The following is a 20,581-nucleotide window of genomic DNA, read 5'->3' on the forward strand; positions in this document are numbered from 1 at the left end:
GGGATTGAACATTAGCTCCGCCCAATCCCTGTCTGCCGGTTTCAACGTTGTTCATCAAGACGGAAAGACACTTTACAGATTGCCCCATAAGTGGTGATCTTACCATCCTTTACGTGTACCTTGAAGTCCTTCACAAATACAGAATCTACATTATGGATGGTTTTGCTTACTTCCTGCACGGCATTCTGCACAGCGTCTTCAAAACCTTTTTCGGAGGAGGCGATCACCTCGATTACTTTAACGATAGCCATAAGAAAAGTTTTAAATGATGAAAAAATAGGGCGTGTATATTAAAACAAACTACCTACCGGTTTGGTTAACACCGGCACCGTGGCGGATTACAGCAGGCATAAAGACAAAGCGGGCAGGCAATATTTCCCCCGGAACGCTACCCGGAATGTGCAATCCCCGCTACAGTAAAAGGTTCTGCCGGTAAAGATTTTCATTGAAAATCAATCGGTTTCCGGAAGGTTTGTTAGCTGGCATGGTCCTTTCATTATAGTAAGCAGATGTTTCTGAAAAGGGGTGGTTTGGTAAAACAACACCTGAGATTATACCCTTACAACCTGAACTGGGTAATACCAGCGTAGGAAAGCAGGAAACACCAGAAAGGCACTGGAGAACCCGGCGCCTTTCTTTTTTGTATCGAGCCACTAGATAAGTTGTCATTTTGTCACCAAATCGTTTATTATCAATCCTTTAATCCTGCAATTTTTTCATTTCCGTATAGTATTATGTGTTATATTAGCTGACAAACACTACGGCAGGCTTTTTGTTATAATCCCAGCTCAGTCATGCATATCAAAAAAAGATGAATGTCCCGTTTGTAAACACTTATTTTCACACTATGCTACCATAAATAGGCTTAACCCTGATTTGTGCAGTATCCGTGAGGATTATACACCATAACCGACGAATGAACAACTACCAGCATTATTCCTTTGACCTCTGGTTAACCTTGATCAGATCTAATCCTTCCTATAAACGGGAACGGACAAAATTCTTTTTTGATCATTTTAATCCCCGGCAAAAATCTCTTGAAGAAGTGGAACGTATTTTCCGCAGGATAGACCTGTTGGCCAATGCCATCAACGAAAAAACAGGTGGCAATCTAGATACCGACACCCTTCATCTGATGGTGATCAGCGAGATCAATGACCATCAGTACGACTTTGAGTCGATTGACCTGGCAGCACTGTACAACGAAATGGAGGCCCTGGTATTCCGATACCGTCCGGTCGTGTATTGCTCCGCCACCTTGGCCGTGCTGCGTACGTTGCATCAGCGGCAGGACTGTACCCTCAGCTTATTGAGCAATACCGCTTTCATCAAAGGGCGCACCCTGAGGAAGATATTGGAGGAGCTGGAACTGGGCCGGTACCTGCATTTCCAGCTGTATTCGGATGAAACAGGCATGTCCAAGCCCAATCCCGATATGTTCCGGCTCATGCTCGATTCCATTGCCACTACCAGAAACGGGGCGGCCGTACTGCCCCAACAGATCATACATATAGGCGATAACGTAAAGGCTGATATCCAGGGCGCCACCAGGGCCGGCATTCATTCGTTACTGGTCAATTCCAACAATCAATGTATTTCAAGCCTGCTTAACTGATGACGACGACATACTCCCTTCACAAAATCACTGATACCAGCCAGTTCGGATTTTGTCCGGATGATTACAGCCGTTTTAAATTCGGTGATGACCTGGTAGCTGAAAAGTTCGGCGCCACACTGGCTGACGGGTTTATTGAACAGCACCTGAAAGGCCGCACTATCCCACAACTGGTGGTGGTGTCCAGCCCCTATGCGTTCATTCCTACCGCTACGTTCTCCATGAAGAACCACTTCGTGTTCCGGCTCAACCGCTGGCTGGCGGCCAACGGGCACCCTGTCACTCAGGAAACGAAAGTACACCGCACCATCACCTATAAGGAAGATTACGGGGAACTGGACGCCGAACAGCGACTGAAACTGATTGGCAACGATTCGTTTCATATCGACCGGGAATTTCTGGCAGGCAAAACCATCGTGTTCCTGGACGATATCCGTATCACCGGCGGCCATGAACGCATGATCCTCAAAATGGTGGACGCCTATGGCCTCACCAACGAGATGTACCTGCTGTATTATGCGGAATTGCAGAACAACAGCATTCATCCCAACATTGAGAACCATCTGAACTATCATTTTGTCAAATCGATTTTCCACCTGGAGAAAATTATCCGGGACGAACGGTTTGCCATCAATACCCGTATCGTAAAATATATTCTCAACTACGATTTCGATTCATTTTGTATTTTCCTGCAAAATCAGTCGGACCAGTTTATCAATATGCTGTATGATATGGCCATCGGCAACGGTTATCATACCATCGGGGCCTATCAGCAAAATCTTCAGTATATTAACCACTATATTTTTCATAGAAAACATAAAAGCATACAACATGGCAATTAATTTGCAAAAAGGACAACGGCAGGCGATTAATGCTCCCAAATTCACGATTGGCCTGGGATGGGATGTGAACTCCTCTTCCACCGGCACCAGCTTCGACCTCGATGCTTCCATCTTTGTGATGGGCGACAACAAAAAAATCCTGTCTGACCAGCACTTTGTGTTTTACAACAACCTCGTTTCCCCTGACGGCAGCGTGGAACATACCGGCGACAACCTCACCGGCGAAGGCGGCGGCGACGATGAGCAGGTTAAAATCGACCTCTCCAAGGCAGATCCAAGAGTGACTGAAATATGCGTGGTAGTGACCATCCATGACGCAGAAGCCAGAAGACAGAACTTCGGCCAGGTGAGAAATTCCTATGTGCGTATATTCGATCCCGCTAACAACGAAGTGATCCTGAAATATGAACTGGAAGAAGACTTCTCCATCGAAACAGCCGTAGAGTTCGGCCGTATCTACAAACGCGGCGACGAATGGAAATTTGAAGCTGTAGGCGTAGGCATGAAAGGCGGCCTGCAGGACTACCTGAACAAATACAACTAATCTATTCCATACCATTTCCATTAAACAACCCGACAAATGGCAATTAATCTCCAAAAAGGCCAACGTATCAGCCTCGAGAAAAGCAACGGTACTAAACTGCAAAATATCTGTGTGGGCATCAACTGGGGCGCCATCGAAAAGAAAGGCCTCTTTGGCATGTCCAAATCCAAAGAAGCCGTAGACCTGGACGGCAGCTGCGCCCTGTTCAACGAACAAAAACAACTGCAGGAAGTCGTATATTTCGGTAACCTGCGCTCCCAGGACGGCTCTATCCGCCACAGCGGTGACGACCTGACGGGTGATATGAACGGCAATGACGGCCTCGACAACGAAGTGATCACCGTAGACCTCTCCCGCCTGAACCCAAGCGTGAACTACGTCGCTTTTGTGCTCAACAGCTTCCGTGGCCACGACTTCGGCACTATTCCGTTTGCTTCCATCCGCATATATGAAGGCACCCCTTCCCGTGTAAACGAAGTATTTGCCACTTACGACATCGCCAGCGGCCCCGGTTTTGCCGGCCACGTCTCTATGGTAATGGGCGTATTCTACAGGAAAAACGGTGAGTGGAAATTTAACGCGATCGGAGAACCCACCCGTGACCGTAAGTTGCAGGAAACTGTAGACACTGTGTCCAGGCAATACCTGTAGTCCTTACCTTTGCAATGCTATCACACATTAATCTGATACCTTATGGAATCTAATCCGAATGTTACTGATCAGGCGCTTCCCGCGGTAAGACTGGACAAAGACGGCAATGCCGACCTTGCCCGTATCACCCCTGAAGAAACGCAGAAATATAATGAGCTCAATAAGTCGCTGGTCACCACCGACGTGAACTCCATCCTGAACTACGGCGCCGACGTACAGAGCTCCATGGAGCGCTACAGCAACGAGTTCCTGACCTCTGTGCGTACCTACAACTCCGGAGAAGTAGGTGGCCTGATCAATGAACTCCTCACTGAGCTGAACTACGTGGACGTGGATGAGCTCAACCCCAGCGGGCTGAAGGGCTTTCTCTCCAAAGTGCCGTTCCTGAAAAAACTCGTTGTCGACGCGCAGAAACTCTTCCAGAAATATGATACTGTAGTGGCCAACATCGACAAGATCACCAACAAGATCAAAGCGGGCCGTATCAATTCCCTGAAAGACAACAGTTCCCTGCAAACCATGTTCGACAGCAATGTCAACTATATTAAACAGATGGAAGACCTGATCATCTCCGGTCAACTGAAGTATAATGAACTGACGCAGAAACTGGCCGAAATGGAAGCCAACGCCGGCAACTACAACGACTATGAAATTGCGGACCTTCGCGATTTCGTCAGCCGTCTGGATAAAAGGCTCGCAGACATGAAGATCGTACGTTTCATCATGTTGCAGTCATTGGCGCAGATCAGACTGGTACAGAACAATAATACCTCTATCGCTGAAAAAGCGCAGTCTATCATCTCCACTACCATCCCTGTCTGGAAAAACCAGCTCACCATCGCGGTAGCGCTGCAACGCCAGAAGGCCAACGTGGAAATGCAACGCAAAGTCTCCGATACCACCAACACCATCCTGCAGAAAAATGCGGACCTGCTCAAACAGAACAGCATCGAGGTGGCACGGGAAAACGAAAAGACCGTGGTGTCTGTCGAAACATTGAAACGCACCACCCAGTCGCTCATCGAAACGTTGCATGAAGTGAAGAGAATCCACGACCAGGGCGCCGAAAGCCGTAAAGTGCTCAACGGTGAACTGCAAAACCTGGAAACAGAGCTGAAGAAAAATGTAACTAATGTTCGATAACCGTGTGTAGATAATGGAGGATAACCTGGCGATTATATTAAATGACTCAAATAAAACCAACAGCAAACTACAGCTGCTGTCCGCTTTTTTTGAAGAAGAGATTATTTACAAAATATATCTCCGAAGCCAGGTTGTCCATAAATTATTTGAAACCAACCCAGAACTGGACATCAATAAGCTGGAGCTGTTCCACCTGCAATACACCGCCTCCGCCATCGAGCTGCTGAAAAAAATCAAGGCCTCCAACGAAAGGAACGTCAGCCTGATCTATGATGAAATACAGCTCAACAAAGAAATGATGGAGAAGCTGAACAGCTCCGTCTTTTCCGAAAAAAACTACGACCTCGACAAACAAAAACAGGCGCTGAAAATAAACCTGTCGCTTCGCAGGCTGTACCAAACCCTGTCGGACAACACGGATGAATACCCGTTCTCCAAAAACATCAATACCTTCAGCAGCCGCTTCTCCCAGGATTTTTATTACGATATCTCCGCGGACCAGATGATGGCCCTCGTTCATTACGATACGGCAGATGTCTATAAAAACAATTACGCCACTATCCAGAAGAAACTCATGGGGCTGCTCTGCAAACATGAGTTCCGCACGGAATTCTTCTGTGGCCTCAAAACCGGTAGCATGATCGCGGAAGTGTACCGCTTCCTGGACATCGACCGGCATTTCCTTTTCTTCCCCTCCAAAAACCTGTTTTTGCTGTGTGACCTCTCCGCTATTCCGGACATCGACTGGACCAACTCCCTGTCCAAAAAAGCCAGGATCATACAGGAAATGACCGATAAAAACGATCAGCTGGAAAGCAGGGCCAATATCCTCAAAACCGCCATCCCCGACAATGTCCGGGCTTTGCTGCAGGAGTATTATGATAAAATCTCCGAGGTGGACTTCCTTCAGAAAATCGGTAACTACGACGTACAAACGAACATCCTGCGCACCATGCTCAACACCGATACCCTCTAAAAAAAAATTGCATCAGTCCGAAGACCAATGCAATTTTTATATTTAGGTATTTAGTTGTTTTATTACGCCTTTTCCCCTTCCAGCTTAGCTGTGGCACCTCTTTTAGGCACATTAAACAGTGCGGAAGTAATGATCGGCACGAGGAACACGCCTACCGTCAGGATAGAAGTCCATACGTCAGCGATGTGGCTTTCGAGGAATTTGGTCACCGGAGATTCTGTGTTGTAATGTTCCCACAGGGACAGTGACAGCTTCAGGCCCAGGATAGCGATCACGATATAGGCGGCAGTTTCCAGGAAAGCGAATTTAGTCATCAGTTTCACGAAAGCCTGCGCCACAAAACGCATGGCGAGGATACCGATAAATACGCCGAGGCAAACCAGCAGGATGTTGTCTGTGAATGCTACCGCAGCGAAGATATTATCAATAGAGAAGGCCATGTCCATCAGCTCTACCAGCGCCACAGTGGCCCAGAAGGGACCGATAGCGCCTACCGTCATCTTATACAGCCAGTTCTTTTCCTTGTCAATGGATGCTTCCTCTTCTTCTTCAGCAGCTTTGGCTTTGGCACGTTTTTCTTTTGCCCAGCTGAACACCAGGTACAGCAGGTACAGGCCGCCCAATGCTTTGAGCCACCAGAACTGGATCAGGAAGGAAGCAAACAGCATCGCAAGGCCACGGAACAAATAAGCGCCAAAAATACCATACTTCAGTGCGCGGTCACGTTGTTTTTCAGGCAGGTCCATTACCATAGTGGCCAGTACCGCAGCGTTATCAACAGAAAGCAAACTTTCGATGATAATCAGGTTGCCCACCACAATCAGGGACGGGATGGGATTGTCAATAATTTGTTGGAATAGTTCTGCAAAATTCATTTCAGTGTGTTTTTTATAGGTATTTATTTGTTCGCCATTGTGATGATCACCACCCTGCCGCCTTCTTCGCGGGAGAGCAGGAGTTTTTTGCCGTCGGTCAGTTCCACCATGCTGCCGGGTGGTATTTCCCTGTCTTCCGTCAGGTCTTTCAGGGTAGTCAGTTTCTGGTTGACCAGCACCCATTTGTTCTGATGGAAGGTAAAATAGCCGACAGGCACTTTCTGTTCCCCTGTCAGCCGCTCATTGCGGATGATATTGCGGTTGGCATGCCATTGAAACAGGTATTGGTTATGGTAGACCATCAACCGATGGTTTTCCGGTTTCCAGACGGTCGGTTTAAATTCATAATACAAATCCAGCACCGGCAAGGTGCCTTTATGCGGCGTGCCGCAGAACGGGCATTTCGGGGAGATGGTATTATCAAACACGTACCATTTCTGTTCGCAGGCAGCGTTGCTGCAGGGCTGCATCAGGTCGGTGGTCTTCAGCAGCGCCTGTTCCCACATTTCCGCCGGCGGCCTGTTATTGGGCTGATGCAGGCCGGTAATGAAGGCCTGGTCAAACAGCTCTTTCAGGTAAGGGCCGGTGATAGTGTAGGGCAGTTTCGTCACATCCGCCCAAGGCAGCTCTTTCGGGTTCAGCTGGTTCAGCTTCGGCCGGTTGGAGGCATCCTGCGGATGTTCGATGAACAGGGCTTTTTCGCCCATAGACAGCAGATCGTCTTTTTCCGTGTCCAGGTCGTGTACCTTGCCGCCTTTCAGCGGATGCCGGTACAGCAGGTACATATAGATCATGACGGCCAGCGCGTGCAGGTCCGTCAGCCGGTTCGGCAGTTTGCGGTTGGCGTCCTTGACGTCCAGGTGTTTGGTGGCCAGCACTTCCGGCGCAATGAAATCGGCGGTGCCGATCACATCGGGCGGGAAAAGACCAGGCACAACGAGGCCGTCTATATCAATGATGGCGGCCGATTTGCTCACCGGGTCCACCAGCACGTTTTTATAGGACAGGTCGGAATGGGCCAGGCCGGCGGCATGCAGGCGTTTTACCCCACGTGCGATATTGACGCAGATCTGAAAATAGCTCAGCCAGTTGCCCAGCTCCGTTTCGTCGAGACGCAGGGCGAATTGTTTGTTCCTGAATTTGGGGGAAGCAAACCATTTGCCCTCTTTTTCCTTTCCTCTGATCAGATCATTGGAAGCGTATCCTTTTTTGAAAAAGAAGTTTTGGTTGTAGCAGGGAACGATCAACCCGACTTTTTTGTCCAGTTCTACCATGTCGGTAGGCCAGCAGTACAGGTCTTTGTAGTAGTGGCCGCCTTCGCGGTTAAAGAAACTGTTATAGTATTCGGTCACAATTTTACGCAGCCGTTCGCGGGAGCTGAAATCCTGGTCATCCCGGTAGAACGCCACCACATAAGATTTATCGGGGCTGAAATACACATCTTTCATTCCACCACGCATAGGTTCGCCGTTATCAATATACTGATAAGACTTGCCTGCGTTAATGACGGAATGGACAGTTTTAGTGTTCATGATGTTACGGTGTTACCTAATCAATATGCAATTAACTGATGATCATCAGGGTCCTGTCGTCATGGTTTCCGGGGCTCCAGAAATCCATCCAGGCAGACAGGCGGCCGGCGCTTTCCGGTGCGTGTGCGCCCAGTGGCAGGGCCACTTTTTCCGGGTTGTTGCCGTTCAGGTCGTCCAGGAAGGCTTTCCATGTCTCTATTTTTTCGAGGTTAGCTTCCACCACGAATTTAGGATCATAGATGCCGTCGGTCATCAGCATGAGATAAGCGAAGTCCGGCACCAGTTTAAAACCGAAACGGGTGGGGAATTTGTCGCTCGTAAAAATTTCGGGCATGGTGATGAACCGCGTGCCGCCTCCAAATTCTCCTACGTCGAGCCGGTTCATCAGGGTGATAACGGAACAGTCCTTGTTCAACAGTCCGATGGGGCAGTCTCCTACTCCAAAGCTCATGATGACATAGCCAAATGCATACTTTTTCAGCAGCACAAATATAAGGGTGGAATGCAGATCTTTTATGGAAACCTGTTGAACGGCTGCAAATTCTTCCAGTTTTTTATGGGTGGCGAAAGCGGCCTTGCCCAGCGTGTCGTATACCAGGCGGGTAATCCGTTTCTGGGTATCGGTACCGGTACCGGCGGCATATTCCTGGAAAAGGACGTCCATATCCGTTACAGGAGCGGTTTGGAAGTACTGCTCAAAATAATCGATGATGCTGGCGCAGGCGAGGCGGGAGCCTTCGCGGGACAGTCTGGCGCTGCCGGCGCCGTCAGATACGGCCAGCACGCTCCAGCCGGAGGGTTCCAGGTGCCGGAAAGCGTAGTCGTCGTCCCGGAACGATCCTACGTTGGCGTGGGAGCGTCCCCGTTTGGAGGCGACGGTCACCCAACGGTCGCCCAGCGGCGCAAATTCGGCCACATCGTCTGCTTTCCAGAAGGGGCCGGCCATATCGCTGGGGATATTTTTCCAGAGCGAGCGGGGATCGGGATTGATGACGAGCGGCAGCTGCTTTTCGTGGGGAGCGGCGTTTGCATCGCCGCCTGTGAGGCGGAACTGCAGTTTAAGCCGGACATCACCGCTTTTCACGGGCGTACCCTGTATGATGCCGGTGGCGGCATCATATTGCAGTCCGTATTCTTCCAGCCCTTCGATGGCCGTCCACGTGATATCGGGCCACTGCCGGAAGTCGAGCGTGGCCTGATAAGGCTTGCCCACAGTGGCATTGGGAATGGTAACGGTTTGCTGCTGGATATCCGCCAGCCTGTTTTTATACTGCCATATGTCCATGAGTCGTTGTTGGTTTTCCAGTATCTGCCGCGCCAGTAGCTGATGTTGTTCATCATCCACAAAAGCGTCGAACAGCTGCTGTTTGCTGCCGGCAATGGTGATATTTTTGGCAGCAAATAATTCGCGGATATATTTTTTTGACATGCTGTTGGTTCCTTTTAGCCCTGGGCGCGGTTAACGTCGAATCCGCCTTCCCCGATGCCGTAAGTGCCTTTGTTGCCGCACCAGGGGCAGGTACTGATATGTTCCTCGCCGATGCAGTGGATCTGGCCGCATACGCACATGGCAAAAGCTACCTGGTTGCCGCAGCAGGGACAGGTAGGGCTTCCGATCAGTTCATCGCTGTTGATGCGGGACGGGCCGGCGCTGTCGTCTGACAGTTCCTGGTAGGTGTTATCTACCTGGAAAGCGCCTACCAGGCGGTATGACAGGCGGTTGATGTCCAATCCGTATATCTTTGCTTCTTCTTCGGAGCGGCGGTATTTCATCAGGTAATGCCGGTTCAGGTTCTGGCATTTGCCCACCAGCACTGCATAGTTGCTGTCCATATAGGACTGTGGCGGAATGGGTTTGGTGAGGTCTACCTTGCTGAGGGTATCGTCACTGTATATTTTGGCCAGTTCGAAGCCGGAAGCGTTTTTCTCCACGCTTTCACTGCTGGTTTTGATAGAGTCTGTCACCCATTTGAAGAACTGTTTGTAAGCCGCGGCGTTGCTGTTTTTAAAATGGATGATGTTTTCGGTGAGTTCTTTCAGCACGTGCACGTCTGCCTCATTACCGAAGGAGATGGCCACCATATTGGCAGTGCGTTGCCAGTTTTGTTTCCATTCGTTGATGGCGGCGCGGGTATCGTCTGTGGGCACGCCATCGGTGAACAGGAATACGATCGGTTTCCAGTCGCCTTTTTGTTCGTAGGTGGTTTTCACCTGGTTTTTACGCAGCTCGTACATCAGGTGCCCGAGGCCTTTGCTGAGCGAGGTGCCGCCACCGATGGGGAAACGGGGCGGGTAGAAATTGATGATCTCCTGCAGGGGTACCAGTGTTTTGGCCTGTCCTGCGAAGACGATGATAGAAACCCAGACGGTTTCAATAGCGTAGGGGTCAGCCTTGAGTGCCTGGATAATCTGAGACAGGCCTTCTTCCACCTGCTGTACCGGCTCTCCGACCATGGATTCGGAGACATCTATCAGAAAATAAATGGGGAGTCTTCTCATTATCTGAAGTTTACGGAGGTTACATATACGGTGCCAGGCCCTGAGATTTTGAGCATGGAAAGGCCTTCCCCGCCGAGCATATTACTGCCGGAGAAGTGTGACGACATTCTGTTCTGCATATCGGCGTTCATGCAGATAAAACTTTTTTCATCCACAAAAACCGTCTGACCGGCTGCCAGGTCCAGCGTGGTGGGTGTTCCCACCACGTCGAGGAATACGGTGCAGAAGCCGGTGATTTTCTGCATAATGAGGCCGGTGCCACCGATCAGCGAGGTAAGGTTCAGCTTCGCGTCGATATCGACTTTGTCGGAGGAGGCCACATAGTATCCGGCACGGCAGATGATGCCGCCGGAGATATTTTTCAGGTTGACCGGCAGCATACCTACCCTGCCGGCCACCATCAGTTTCTTTGGGTTAATATTGGTATTGCACAGTTCTACCTGGAAAATGCTTTCGCCCGTTAGTTTTCTTTTCAGTACGCCGGCGATGCCTTTATCAAATACATTGATGGAAGAATGGATGCCTTCTTCGTAATAGATCAGGGCTCCTTTCTCACAGTAAAATTTCTCGTTGTGGGTTAATTCTACCTGCAGGCTTTTGAAGTCGTGCCCTATAAGTTTTACGTTCATAAATTGTTGATCAGATCACTAAATTCACTTCCTGGGGTGGCGGCGGCAGGGTTACCTGTGAGGTAGTGCCCATGCTTTTATTGCCTTGTTCGATGGTATCGGACACCCATTTAAAGAACTGGCGCAGGGTGGCGCTGTCTGCGGTATCGAGGTGTACCACCGTTTCCGTCAGTTCTTTCAGCATATCGTTGTCGGCCGCTTTGCCGGCGGCGCATCCTACGATGGCGCCGAAGTTGAGGCCTTTTATTTTGGGGATCATCTCCCGGTAAAGTAGCTGGTCAGATGGTTTCCCATCGGTAAAAATAAACAAGAGGGGGCGCCAGTCTCCTTTCTGGGTGGGCGTTCCGCGCTGTACTTCATTGACCACTTTACCATAGAGATATTCCAGTCCCTGTCCGGTGTGGGTAGGTCCGCTCTGCGGGCAGGTGATTTCGGGCAACTGGAAGCTCACCAGTTCGGTGAGCGGTACCAGTTCCTTTACTTCCCTGTCGAAGGTGATGATGCTGAGCCATAGGGAGTCCAGGGCATGGGCATCCATACGAAGATTGTTGACCATCCCGCTCAGCGCATTATTTAATGCCTGAATGGGTTCCCCATACATGGAACCGGAGGTGTCCAGCAGGAAATATACCGGTAGTCGTCGCATAACAGTACATTAAAGTCTTACACTACAATATTCAGTTCGGAGGGTGGTGGCGGCAGTTCAGACAGGCCGGTCAGTTCCTTACCGGAATCTTCCACGCGGGTAGAGGTAACGCCGATGGAGGCGGTCACCCATGCGAAGAAGCGGGAGATAGTGGCACTATCGGCCGTATCGAGGCTGACCACATTTTCCGTGATTTGTTTCAGCACGGCCGTATCGGCGCCATGACCGGCGGCACAGGCTACGGTGTAGGCCGTTTTACGTTGTTTAAACATGCTAAGGCCGCTCTGCCAGTCGTCAGTAGGTACGCCATCCGTCATGATGAACACCAGTGGTTTCCAGTCGCCTTTTTGTTCAGCGGTGGTTTTCGCCACTTCTTTATCGATGCAGAGGCTGACCAGCTTCAGAGCTTCGCCCAGCGCGGTGGTGCCGGTAGCGCGGATATCGGCCATCTGGAAGGATGCCAGGTCTGTTAAAGGAACGATTTGTTTTGCATTGCTATCGAACGTGATGATACTGAGAAATGCAGTCTCGATGGCTTGCGGGTTCTGTCTTAATGAGCTGATCATTATCTGGACGCCATTCTTCACGGCCTCTATCGGTTCTCCGTTCATAGAGCCGGAGGTGTCCAGCAAGAGGTAAACAGGTAGTCTTCTCATAAAATAAGTTGGTTAAAGCGCTGCTGTTGATTTGGGTTAACAACATTGCTACAGTTACATACATTCAGGAAATCAGGAGTACACCATTGTCTTCAGTTCATCGATGAAGCTGTCGGACGGGTGCGGGTTACCGAGTGCCCTAAATTTCCAGGCGCCGTCTTTACGGTAAATCTCTGCAAACGTCATGGAGCACATGCCGTTGTAGGTGCTGTCACCGGAGAGGCTGAATTTGGCGATTTCTTTGCCTCTGGCATCTACTGCGCGGATGAACGCGTTGTCGATCATACCGAAGTGCTGGTTGTTCGTACGTCCCTGATAGATAGTCACCATGAACAGGATTTTCTGGTAGCGCTGGTCCATCTGGTCCAGTTTGATGATGATCTGTTCATCGTCGCCATCGCCGGCGCCGGTCCTGTTATCGCCGGTGAGCCAGATATGGCCGGAAGGGTGTTTCATGGAATTGAAGAACACCACGTCACCTTCATACAGGCCCTGGCTTCTGCCATCACGTGTTTGCACAGTACGGCCGAGGTTGGCCACTTTGCCGTTGTTGTCCAGCAGGAACGCAACAGCATCGAGGTCATACTCCTCTTCTTTTTGCGCGCCTCCGAAAATTTTTCCGAAGAAACCACCTTCAGCTTTTTTCTGTCTCACGTCCCAGCCGAGGCCAATGGTAACAGTAGAGAGATCGAATTCTTCTCCCTGATCATTTTTACGAAGGTCGATAGTTTGACCTTTTACGAGATTGATCGCCATATACAGGTTATTTAATGATCTGTCCTTTAAAATATTTAGAGAGGAAAAATGCCAGGTCTTCCTTGTAGCCTTTACCGGAAGCTTCAAATTTCCATTGACCGTCTTTTACGTACAGGCGGCCGAATTCCACGCCGGTTTCAATGGAGAAGTCTTCTCCCAGTTCGTATTTAGCGATCTCCTGTGAGGTAGCGTTATCAACGATACGGATATACGAATCTCTTACCTGGCCATAGTTTTGTCTTCTGGCGATCGCGTCGTGAATAGTGACTACAAAGAGAATTTCTTTTACACGCGGGTCTACTTTTGTCAGGTCTACCGTGATGGTTTCATCATCGCCGCCGTCGCTGTTGCCGCCCGTAGGGTCGTCACCGGTATGATGCAGCGCGCCGTCAGGAGAGTCGGTATTGCCATAGAATACAAAATAACGTTCTTCCGGGATCGTTCTGTTGTCATCGATCATGAAGGCAGATGCGTCGAGGTCGAAAGCCGCGCCAGTACCTTCATTCGGCTCCCATCCCAGTCCCACACTGATGCTGGACAGGCCAATATCAATCCTTTGTCCTTTTTGTAAGTTAATAGCCATTTTCAGAAAATTTAAAACGTGGGTAAGATAGTATTTTTAATTAGAACGGGTGGCACATACCTTAAAATTATTATGTATAGAAAATGTTAAATCAGCAAGTCGCGAATTTGACCTGCTGGATGAGGGTATGGCGCCACTGTCCAAATGGTAGCAGCTAATCGCGGCCCACACAAACTTATCGAGCACCTACGCATTAATTTCGCACTGGCATGGCCTTGGGATAACACTATTTCTTTTTGGCATTCACTCGAATTCATTAGTCAGCTGTTTGGGTTAAAAACAATACCCAAATATAAGTAGCGGATGCAATTTCGTGCAAGTTTTTTAAGGAAACTATCTTTCCTGTTTTCTGAAAATTAATGGGAATAATAGTAGTCCGGTTGAGGCGATGGCCATCAGTACAAATCCGTAACCGATAGATATAGACCGGGTTAATGCTCTCGCAAATCCGGCAAATATTTCAGCATTATCTAATGACGTCATATGTCCAAATTTCTCTTCATATGACAGCAGAAAAAACGCTAATATCACCAGCGAGAGCGTGCCAGGTATGGCCACCCACTGTGAATACTTTGTAAAGCACAATATGGCTGAAACAAGGGCTAAAAACAATATATATCTACCGTCTCCTTCTCCGTTCATAAAGTAGTTAACGGAACCAACGAAAGGTAGGTTAATTAACGGCAGGAACACTGCCACCGCTAAGAGGCAGGAACAACAAAAAAGAATCAATTGGTTGCTTTTCATGGGGTGATTTGTTTTTTATTTGGATAAATTGATATAATCAGACTGAGAGCATACTACATGGCCGCGGGATGATTTTTCTTCATCTGGAGAAAGGCACCTACAGCGGCTTTGCCAACACTAAATCCTTTTTTGTTTATAGTGATCTGTGTTGAGTTACACTTGGGGCAATGTACCTGGTTATCCATATCATGAAGATTATGTTATACCACGCAAAAATATTTATACTGTACTACAGCGTTTTACGGGTTCCCGTATATCGATAGGATACCATCAATTCAACTATATCCGGGGGGTGATGTTCTCCGAAAAAAAAGCTGGCCAAAAAATGGCCAGCCTTGTATGAATGTGAAAGTGTTTTATCAGATTTATTTCTTCGGTATCTCCTTCAAAATATCCAGCAAAAATGCATAGAACTTTTCCACGGAAGATATCCGCACACATTCGTTTGGCGAATGCGCGCCGCGGATGGTAGGCCCGAAAGAAATCATGTCCGGTCCTTTGAGCAGCGAGCCCAGGATGCCGCATTCCAGTCCGGCGTGGATAGCGCCTACTTTCGGGCTGGATTCGAAGTGCTTGCCATGCAGGGACAACAGTACCTGCAGTATCGGAGACTCAGGGTTGGGCTTCCAACCGGGATAACCGCCGGCCTGCACTACTTCACAGCCCATATTTTCAAAGGCCGACCGTACCGCGAGGGCTACGTCTTCCTTGGTGCTGTCTACGTTGGAGCGTTGCAGTGACTGGGTGATGAACTTCCCTTCTTTGGCCGTCACCTTAGCGATATTGTTGGATGCTTCCACCAGGCCCGGAACATCGGGGCTCATACGGAACACGCCGTTTGGCGCGGCATAGATAGCACGCAGCAGTTTGTCAAAATAGGCCGGTTCCATGACGGAAGCTGGTGTCGCAACCGGCTTGATTTCCACTGTCAGCGCTGTTTCCACGGTTTTGTATTCTTCCTTCAGCACAGCGGCAAATGCTTGGGCCAACTCCTCAAAGCGGGCTTTATCAGCGCCCGGCACCACTACCGTAGCATGGGATTCACGCGGGATAGCATTACGCAGGCTGCCGCCATCGAGAGAAGCCAGCTGCAGGTCAACGGACTGCCGCACTTTGTACAGCAGGCGGTTCATCAGCTTGTTGGCATTGCCTCTGCCGCGGTTGATGTCCATACCGGAGTGACCGCCCAGCAGGCCTTTGATGGTAATCTCATAAGCAGCGCCGCCAGATATGGCAGGCACCTGCTGATAGGTCCCGCTGGTATTGGTATCGAGACCGCCGGCACAACCGATGGTGATTTCATCATCTTCTTCCGTATCGAGGTTGAGCAGGATGGTGCCTGTATAAGGAGCAGGGTCCAGCTGCATGGCGCCGGTCATACCTGTTTCTTCGTCTATGGTGAACATGGCTTCGATAGCGGGATGCGCGATATCGGTAGCTGCCAGGATAGCCATGATGGTGGCCACGCCGATGCCGTTGTCTGCGCCCAGCGTAGTGCCACGGGCCCGTACCCAGTCACCGTCCACATACATCTCAATACCTTGTGTATCAAAATCGAATACGGTATCGCCATTTTTCTGGTGTACCATGTCCAGGTGGGATTGCAGGATAACAGTCTGGCGGTCTTCCAGACCGGCGGTCGCCGGCTTTTTGATGCACACGTTGCCGACAGCGTCTTTTATCGTTTCCAGTCCCAGTTGACGGCCAAATGCCTCAACGAAGGCGACTGCTTTCTCTTCTTTCTTGGAGGCCCGGGGAATGGCGTTCAGCTGACTGAAATATTGCCACAACGGTTGCGGGGCCAGGTTTGTTATTTCCATGTCGTATCTTAAATAACGTTGTTAGGCCGGCAATGTAGGTAAATCCGGCGAAACGGGCAACAACTACAGGTAACGCAGGTACATTTCAGGGTTATTGAGAAAAGAGTGCGTGATGCGATAATGTTCCGTGTCCCGGAAATCCACCTGTTGTATCCCCTGTTCCTGTATTTCGTATAGCCTTGCACCGGGAATGCCCATCAGGATAGGTGAATGGGTGGAGATGATAAACTGTGTATTACGGCTCTTCAGCATATCGAGCAGGTAAGCCATGAGCGTCAGTTGCTTCTGCGGCGAAAGGGCCGCCTCGGGCTCGTCCAGCAGGTATATACCGTTATCGGATATATGTTCGCCAATGATTTTCAGATAGGCTTCTCCGTGGGAAAAGGCCTGCATGGAGTCGCCATAATCTTTGTACATGCTTTTCAGGGTCGGGTTCATGTTGTTGTTCATCTCCTCGATCACACTGTCGGCGACTGCTCCCTTCAATTCATCCAGGTGGGCGGCATTTCTGTTGCGGTCGCGCTTGAGCGCGTACAGGAATTCGCTGAAGTCTTCCGCACGGAAGAAAAAACTTTTCAGCGGCCTCCTCACCTGTTGTATTTCCAGAAAGGGCTGTAATGCCCGGGGCCCTTCAAATCCTTGCCTGCCGCCAATACGGCCGCCTATCAGCGGCGCGTCCAGGTAAAGGCCGATCGTTTCCAGCAAGGTGGATTTGCCACAACCGTTGTCACCGGCAAAAACCGTGATACGATCATCCAGCGCGATATTCCGGGCAAACCTGACGCCCGGCACATTGAAGGGGAAAGGGTGCTGTCTGCTGCAGTTGAGCGAGAAAGAACGGATAAAAGGCATAACAAACTGAATTACGAATTACGAATGTAGGGTTTATTCGTATAATGGGTCCAAATCGTAATTCGTAATTCGTAATTTATGGGGGATTATAGTTTTTCACCGCCTTTCATCTTATCAAGCACTTTCTGTTGATATTCTCTTTTGTATTTGTTTGCTATTCCGGCGGAAAGCTCATTCACCACTGTCTCCTGTAGACGGACAGCTGCCGGGACATCTCCCAGTTTATACAACAGTAACGCCTGTACGCTCATGGTTTCGGCATGAGGGTCTTCCTTCACCGCACGCTCGCTCCAGGACAGGGCGGTGCGCAACATGGCCGTATCGGTAGCATACTGGCCTACCGTGCGGGCGAAGCTGCTCAAATCCCTGGGGTCAAGTTGCTGGTCGTATTGTTTCAGGTAGACTTTCACTGCTTTCTCAAACTGGTCGTACGCTTTGTTGCGCTGGTACCATTGCAGCCGGAACTTATCGATCACGATGCCCGTCAGTTCGGGGTATTTCTTTTTCAGGTTTGCCTGAATACGCGTAAAACCGGCAGCGCCTTCCTGCGGCGCGGAATAAACCTCTTCCACGAAGATGATCTGCTGCACCCTGTTTTCCGCATAACGCGCACCTTTTACCTGATTGATTTTTGCCGGATTTTTCCGGAAGATGGTAAAGCCGGTGTCATGACTGCTGAGGGTAAACCTGTCCAGGAAGTCCACCACGTCCGGCGCAAAAATATCCGGGACGACGTGGAGATAACGTTGTAAAAACAAAGCGGTGTAACGACCATCGTACATCTTCCTGGCTTCTTCGGCCAACCGTTTCAGGGTGTCCGGCTGGCTGCCGGCGTTTTTAGCCATCATCTCCATGCGGGTATAGTACTGCGTTGCAGGGTCCAGCGCCTGTGCGGAGGAAGCTATAAATGCAGCGGCGCTGTCGCCGCCCACTACCAGGTGTACCAGCCGGCCATCGGGGGCAAAATACAAAAACGTGGGATAGGCCATCACGTTATATTCCCTTGCAATAGCGGCGGCATCGTCATACCAGCGTTTTACGGCGGCATCATCCCCGGCTGTTTTGTCCATCTGTACCTTAACGGAGATAAATTTGCCGTTGAAAAAATCTCCCACCGCCTGCTGCGGGAAAATGTCGCGGCTCATCATTTTACAGGGCCCGCACCAGGTGGTGTAACAGTCCATGAAAATAAATTTGCCTTCTTTTCTGGCTTTTGCCTGGACCTCTTTCCAGCTTAGCTCATGTTCAAAATGAATACCCTTGTCCTGTGCCATGGCTGTTAGGCCGGTCAACAGGAATACATACAAAAGGAACTGCTTCATAAGAAAAATAGAGGACGGTGAAAATATCCTCCGCCGCTTTTTTACTGGTTGGTAATTGTTTCTTTCAATAAGACACAATCAGACAGGCAGATTGTCTATCCCCGTAAAAAAAATTTAGCGGCGTTGCAGCAGGTATAACAATACGAGAAGGGAAAAGTCTACGAAATGTTCCCGGAGGCGCTCTAAAGCGCGGTACACGAGTTTGTAGGTGCCGTTGGCGTTAATTTGCAGAATAGCGGCAATTTCTTCAAAGGAAAGGTCTTCATAGTATTTCAGGAAGATAGCTTCCCGTTGGCGGTGGGTCAGTGCATCTGTCAGGGCGTCCACCTTTTTTTTCAGGTCGGCTGCCCGCTCTGCGCGAATGAGCGGGTGTTCGTAAGACAGTTCCAGGTAAAATGGGACATGTTCTTCAGAAAATGTTTCCTCCAGCCGGGACGGGCTGTATTGCAGTTTACGCAGTAAGATCTGCCGGAAGGAGAGCAAAAGGTATTGTTTCACTGCCGGCGGCGTGCCCGTTGCATCCCGGTTGCGCCATAACCTCTGAAAGAGGTCCTGAATGCTTTCGTCTATCAGTGATTTATCTTCCGTGAATTTAAATCCGTAATTGGCAAGGGGCATATAATAGGCATTATACAGCCCTTCCAGGCCACTGATTTCTCCGGATTTATACCAGGACCAAAGTTCTTTGTCTTGCATGTCAAATAGGAAAGCCGATGAAGATACAATTTACACGAAATTTTTTTGTCGCCCAATTCAGCGGGAAATACCGGCGAGGTGCTCACACCTTACCAACGCCCAGTCCATATCGTCCATATCGCCGGCGATGGCCGTCTGGTATACTTCTGTTAAACCGATATGCAACTGGTAACAATCCAGCCGTGCTTTATCAACAGGTTGTGTTTCGAAGTAGCGCGCCTGGTACTCCATACAGTCCAGCCACGTACGCCAGAAGAAAATATTCGCCATGTCATACAGACTGTCGCCTATCATGGCTTCCGACCAGTCGATCACACCAGTGATCTTGTGGCCGTCGGTAAGGACGTTGTTGGAACCGAAATCGCCATGTACCAGCTGTCTTGTTTCCGGGATGTCCTTCAGCTGTTGCAACAGCTGCTCCTGCAGGGGCCTGATGCGTTTCAGGGGCACTCTTTTGCCCGCTGCGTGCCAATCGTAGTGTTCTTCCCGGCAGATGCTTTCCAGGTAAGTCTTCCAGCTGGCATGCCGGGTTTCGCCCCTGGAATTGAAGGGGCCGAAGCCGGTGATGCCTTGCAGCGGCGCTGCGGCCATGACCTGCATCACTGCTGCTACCGGCGCGGTAACGGCCGTCAGGTAAGCTTCCGGCAAGTCCTGCAATGTCACGCCGGGCGCCTGCGCCGACAAACACCAGGCGACTCCGTTCTCCAGCAGGCCAATCGCTTCTATCTCCGGCACCGGCAGCCCTGGTGCGGCGAAATGCCGGTTGGCGAAATCATCTTTCTCAAAGCCTTCCGCCTGATGATTAACGCGGAGCACATATTTTTTCCCGGAGATGACCACCCGGAATGCAAAAGATTCCATCCCGTCCGGTACCGGCTCCATGTGGGTTATCTTTCCATAATGATCTATGACCGCAGTTGTCAGTTGTTCAATATCTACTATGGGTTTGCGCATGCAACGTTTTTTTTAGACAACAAGAGTAAAGCCAACAGGTTCAGTCCACCACTATAAGTTTTTATTAAAAATAGGATCTTTCCGCATGCTAGTGCTGTTACCTACTGCAACTTCCCCGCGCACCGGCCCGCATAGCTACCCACGGCAAACTTTGCTCATAATTCACACAGCACGTTTATTATGAACCAGTTATGGGATTTTTATTACTTTTTTCCCACTGCGGCCCCATTTCAGTAACACTAA

General features: G+C 49.8%; 22 protein-coding genes and 1 riboswitch. Of the genes, 6 read left to right on the forward strand and 16 right to left on the reverse strand.

What is annotated here, in order from left to right:
- Window positions 1-41: 41 nt before the first annotated feature.
- Window positions 42-251, reverse strand: coding sequence for a dodecin family protein (locus ACTJJS_RS32105; protein ID WP_168873383.1), 210 nt, complete (start codon window positions 249-251; stop codon window positions 42-44).
- A 259-nt stretch (window positions 252-510) separates the two neighbouring features.
- A riboswitch (TPP riboswitch) is annotated at window positions 511-610 on the forward strand.
- A gap of 348 nt (window positions 611-958) precedes the next feature.
- Here ACTJJS_RS32105 and ACTJJS_RS32110 point away from each other — a divergent pair.
- The 6 genes from ACTJJS_RS32110 to ACTJJS_RS32135 are packed head-to-tail and all read left to right on the forward strand — an operon-like array spanning window position 959 to window position 5,771.
- Window positions 959-1,615: an HAD family hydrolase gene (locus ACTJJS_RS32110; protein WP_440667994.1), complete on the forward strand. Its 657-nt coding sequence runs from the start codon at window positions 959-961 to the stop codon at window positions 1,613-1,615.
- Window positions 1,615-2,457: a phosphoribosyltransferase family protein gene (locus ACTJJS_RS32115; RefSeq protein ID WP_440667996.1), complete on the forward strand. Its 843-nt coding sequence runs from the start codon at window positions 1,615-1,617 to the stop codon at window positions 2,455-2,457. Before ACTJJS_RS32110 ends, ACTJJS_RS32115 begins: the two co-directional genes overlap by 1 nt.
- Window positions 2,447-3,001 (forward strand): TerD family protein, encoded by a 555-nt coding sequence (locus ACTJJS_RS32120; protein ID WP_440667998.1) that lies wholly within the window; start codon window positions 2,447-2,449, stop codon window positions 2,999-3,001. Before ACTJJS_RS32115 ends, ACTJJS_RS32120 begins: the two co-directional genes overlap by 11 nt.
- Window positions 3,002-3,037: 36 nt before the next feature.
- A complete protein-coding gene (locus ACTJJS_RS32125) occupies window positions 3,038-3,652 on the forward strand; it encodes a TerD family protein (RefSeq protein WP_168873380.1) in 615 nt (204 codons plus the stop codon).
- Between the two features lie 42 nt (window positions 3,653-3,694).
- Window positions 3,695-4,795: a toxic anion resistance protein gene (locus ACTJJS_RS32130; RefSeq protein WP_440668000.1), complete on the forward strand. Its 1,101-nt coding sequence runs from the start codon at window positions 3,695-3,697 to the stop codon at window positions 4,793-4,795.
- Between the two features lie 13 nt (window positions 4,796-4,808).
- Window positions 4,809-5,771: a hypothetical protein gene (locus tag ACTJJS_RS32135; protein ID WP_343745731.1), complete on the forward strand. Its 963-nt coding sequence runs from the start codon at window positions 4,809-4,811 to the stop codon at window positions 5,769-5,771.
- A gap of 62 nt (window positions 5,772-5,833) precedes the next feature.
- Here ACTJJS_RS32135 and ACTJJS_RS32140 read toward each other — a convergent pair whose 3' ends face one another.
- The 15 genes from ACTJJS_RS32140 to ACTJJS_RS32210 form a co-directional block, all read right to left on the reverse strand.
- A complete protein-coding gene (locus ACTJJS_RS32140) occupies window positions 5,834-6,646 on the reverse strand; it encodes a TerC family protein (protein WP_168873377.1) in 813 nt (270 codons plus the stop codon).
- Window positions 6,647-6,669: 23 nt separating this feature from the next.
- Entirely contained in the window at window positions 6,670-8,178 is a 1,509-nt protein-coding gene (locus tag ACTJJS_RS32145) for a helix-hairpin-helix domain-containing protein (RefSeq protein WP_440668003.1), read from the reverse strand.
- A 31-nt stretch (window positions 8,179-8,209) separates the two neighbouring features.
- Window positions 8,210-9,607, reverse strand: coding sequence for a PP2C family serine/threonine-protein phosphatase (locus ACTJJS_RS32150; protein ID WP_440668005.1), 1,398 nt, complete (start codon window positions 9,605-9,607; stop codon window positions 8,210-8,212).
- 14 nt (window positions 9,608-9,621) lie between these two features.
- Window positions 9,622-10,677, reverse strand: coding sequence for a TerY-C metal binding domain-containing protein (locus ACTJJS_RS32155; protein ID WP_168873374.1), 1,056 nt, complete (start codon window positions 10,675-10,677; stop codon window positions 9,622-9,624).
- A complete protein-coding gene (locus ACTJJS_RS32160) occupies window positions 10,677-11,306 on the reverse strand; it encodes an AIM24 family protein (RefSeq protein ID WP_440668007.1) in 630 nt (209 codons plus the stop codon). Before ACTJJS_RS32160 ends, ACTJJS_RS32155 begins: the two co-directional genes overlap by 1 nt.
- A 10-nt stretch (window positions 11,307-11,316) precedes the next feature.
- Window positions 11,317-11,952 (reverse strand): vWA domain-containing protein, encoded by a 636-nt coding sequence (locus ACTJJS_RS32165; protein ID WP_168873372.1) that lies wholly within the window; start codon window positions 11,950-11,952, stop codon window positions 11,317-11,319.
- A gap of 17 nt (window positions 11,953-11,969) precedes the next feature.
- Complete coding sequence (locus ACTJJS_RS32170; protein WP_168873371.1) at window positions 11,970-12,608, reverse strand: vWA domain-containing protein; 639 nt, start codon at window positions 12,606-12,608, stop codon at window positions 11,970-11,972.
- A gap of 72 nt (window positions 12,609-12,680) precedes the next feature.
- Complete coding sequence (locus ACTJJS_RS32175; RefSeq protein WP_343745724.1) at window positions 12,681-13,364, reverse strand: TerD family protein; 684 nt, start codon at window positions 13,362-13,364, stop codon at window positions 12,681-12,683.
- Between the two features lie 7 nt (window positions 13,365-13,371).
- The gene (locus tag ACTJJS_RS32180) at window positions 13,372-13,947 is read right to left on the reverse strand and encodes a TerD family protein (RefSeq protein ID WP_168873369.1); all 576 of its coding nucleotides are present in this window, start codon (window positions 13,945-13,947) and stop codon (window positions 13,372-13,374) included.
- Between the two features lie 333 nt (window positions 13,948-14,280).
- Entirely contained in the window at window positions 14,281-14,694 is a 414-nt protein-coding gene (locus ACTJJS_RS32185; RefSeq protein WP_440668010.1) for a hypothetical protein, read from the reverse strand.
- A gap of 365 nt (window positions 14,695-15,059) precedes the next feature.
- Complete coding sequence (locus ACTJJS_RS32190; protein ID WP_440668011.1) at window positions 15,060-16,514, reverse strand: aminoacyl-histidine dipeptidase; 1,455 nt, start codon at window positions 16,512-16,514, stop codon at window positions 15,060-15,062.
- Window positions 16,515-16,577: 63 nt separating this feature from the next.
- Complete coding sequence (locus ACTJJS_RS32195; protein ID WP_440668013.1) at window positions 16,578-17,366, reverse strand: AAA family ATPase; 789 nt, start codon at window positions 17,364-17,366, stop codon at window positions 16,578-16,580.
- Window positions 17,367-17,452: 86 nt separating this feature from the next.
- Window positions 17,453-18,688 (reverse strand): thioredoxin family protein, encoded by a 1,236-nt coding sequence (locus ACTJJS_RS32200; protein ID WP_440668014.1) that lies wholly within the window; start codon window positions 18,686-18,688, stop codon window positions 17,453-17,455.
- 114 nt (window positions 18,689-18,802) lie between these two features.
- Window positions 18,803-19,384: an RNA polymerase sigma factor gene (locus ACTJJS_RS32205; RefSeq protein WP_168873364.1), complete on the reverse strand. Its 582-nt coding sequence runs from the start codon at window positions 19,382-19,384 to the stop codon at window positions 18,803-18,805.
- Between the two features lie 57 nt (window positions 19,385-19,441).
- A complete protein-coding gene (locus ACTJJS_RS32210; RefSeq protein ID WP_440668015.1) occupies window positions 19,442-20,338 on the reverse strand; it encodes an aminoglycoside phosphotransferase family protein in 897 nt (298 codons plus the stop codon).
- Window positions 20,339-20,581 lie beyond the last annotated feature (243 nt).

This window comes from Chitinophaga sp. 22308 (assembly GCF_052045305.1).
Taxonomy (GTDB): domain Bacteria; phylum Bacteroidota; class Bacteroidia; order Chitinophagales; family Chitinophagaceae; genus Chitinophaga; species Chitinophaga varians_A.

Bases quoted from the DNA above. Each gene is read 5' to 3' on its own strand.
- ACTJJS_RS32105 (WP_168873383.1), bottom strand. From the start codon at position 251: ATGGCTATCGTTAAAGTAATCGAGGTGATCGCCTCCTCCGAAAAAGGT.
- ACTJJS_RS32115 (WP_440667996.1), top strand. From the start codon at position 1,615: ATGACGACGACATACTCCCTTCACAAAATCACTGATACCAGCCAGTTC.
- ACTJJS_RS32120 (WP_440667998.1), top strand. From the start codon at position 2,447: ATGGCAATTAATTTGCAAAAAGGACAACGGCAGGCGATTAATGCTCCC.
- ACTJJS_RS32125 (WP_168873380.1), top strand. From the start codon at position 3,038: ATGGCAATTAATCTCCAAAAAGGCCAACGTATCAGCCTCGAGAAAAGC.
- ACTJJS_RS32130 (WP_440668000.1), top strand. From the start codon at position 3,695: ATGGAATCTAATCCGAATGTTACTGATCAGGCGCTTCCCGCGGTAAGA.
- ACTJJS_RS32135 (WP_343745731.1), top strand. From the start codon at position 4,809: ATGGAGGATAACCTGGCGATTATATTAAATGACTCAAATAAAACCAAC.
- ACTJJS_RS32140 (WP_168873377.1), bottom strand. From the start codon at position 6,646: ATGAATTTTGCAGAACTATTCCAACAAATTATTGACAATCCCATCCCG.
- ACTJJS_RS32145 (WP_440668003.1), bottom strand. From the start codon at position 8,178: ATGAACACTAAAACTGTCCATTCCGTCATTAACGCAGGCAAGTCTTAT.
- ACTJJS_RS32150 (WP_440668005.1), bottom strand. From the start codon at position 9,607: ATGTCAAAAAAATATATCCGCGAATTATTTGCTGCCAAAAATATCACC.
- ACTJJS_RS32155 (WP_168873374.1), bottom strand. From the start codon at position 10,677: ATGAGAAGACTCCCCATTTATTTTCTGATAGATGTCTCCGAATCCATG.
- ACTJJS_RS32160 (WP_440668007.1), bottom strand. From the start codon at position 11,306: ATGAACGTAAAACTTATAGGGCACGACTTCAAAAGCCTGCAGGTAGAA.
- ACTJJS_RS32165 (WP_168873372.1), bottom strand. From the start codon at position 11,952: ATGCGACGACTACCGGTATATTTCCTGCTGGACACCTCCGGTTCCATG.
- ACTJJS_RS32170 (WP_168873371.1), bottom strand. From the start codon at position 12,608: ATGAGAAGACTACCTGTTTACCTCTTGCTGGACACCTCCGGCTCTATG.
- ACTJJS_RS32175 (WP_343745724.1), bottom strand. From the start codon at position 13,364: ATGGCGATCAATCTCGTAAAAGGTCAAACTATCGACCTTCGTAAAAAT.
- ACTJJS_RS32180 (WP_168873369.1), bottom strand. From the start codon at position 13,947: ATGGCTATTAACTTACAAAAAGGACAAAGGATTGATATTGGCCTGTCC.
- ACTJJS_RS32185 (WP_440668010.1), bottom strand. From the start codon at position 14,694: ATGAAAAGCAACCAATTGATTCTTTTTTGTTGTTCCTGCCTCTTAGCG.
- ACTJJS_RS32190 (WP_440668011.1), bottom strand. From the start codon at position 16,514: ATGGAAATAACAAACCTGGCCCCGCAACCGTTGTGGCAATATTTCAGT.
- ACTJJS_RS32195 (WP_440668013.1), bottom strand. From the start codon at position 17,366: ATGCCTTTTATCCGTTCTTTCTCGCTCAACTGCAGCAGACAGCACCCT.
- ACTJJS_RS32200 (WP_440668014.1), bottom strand. From the start codon at position 18,688: ATGAAGCAGTTCCTTTTGTATGTATTCCTGTTGACCGGCCTAACAGCC.
- ACTJJS_RS32205 (WP_168873364.1), bottom strand. From the start codon at position 19,384: ATGCAAGACAAAGAACTTTGGTCCTGGTATAAATCCGGAGAAATCAGT.
- ACTJJS_RS32210 (WP_440668015.1), bottom strand. From the start codon at position 20,338: ATGCGCAAACCCATAGTAGATATTGAACAACTGACAACTGCGGTCATA.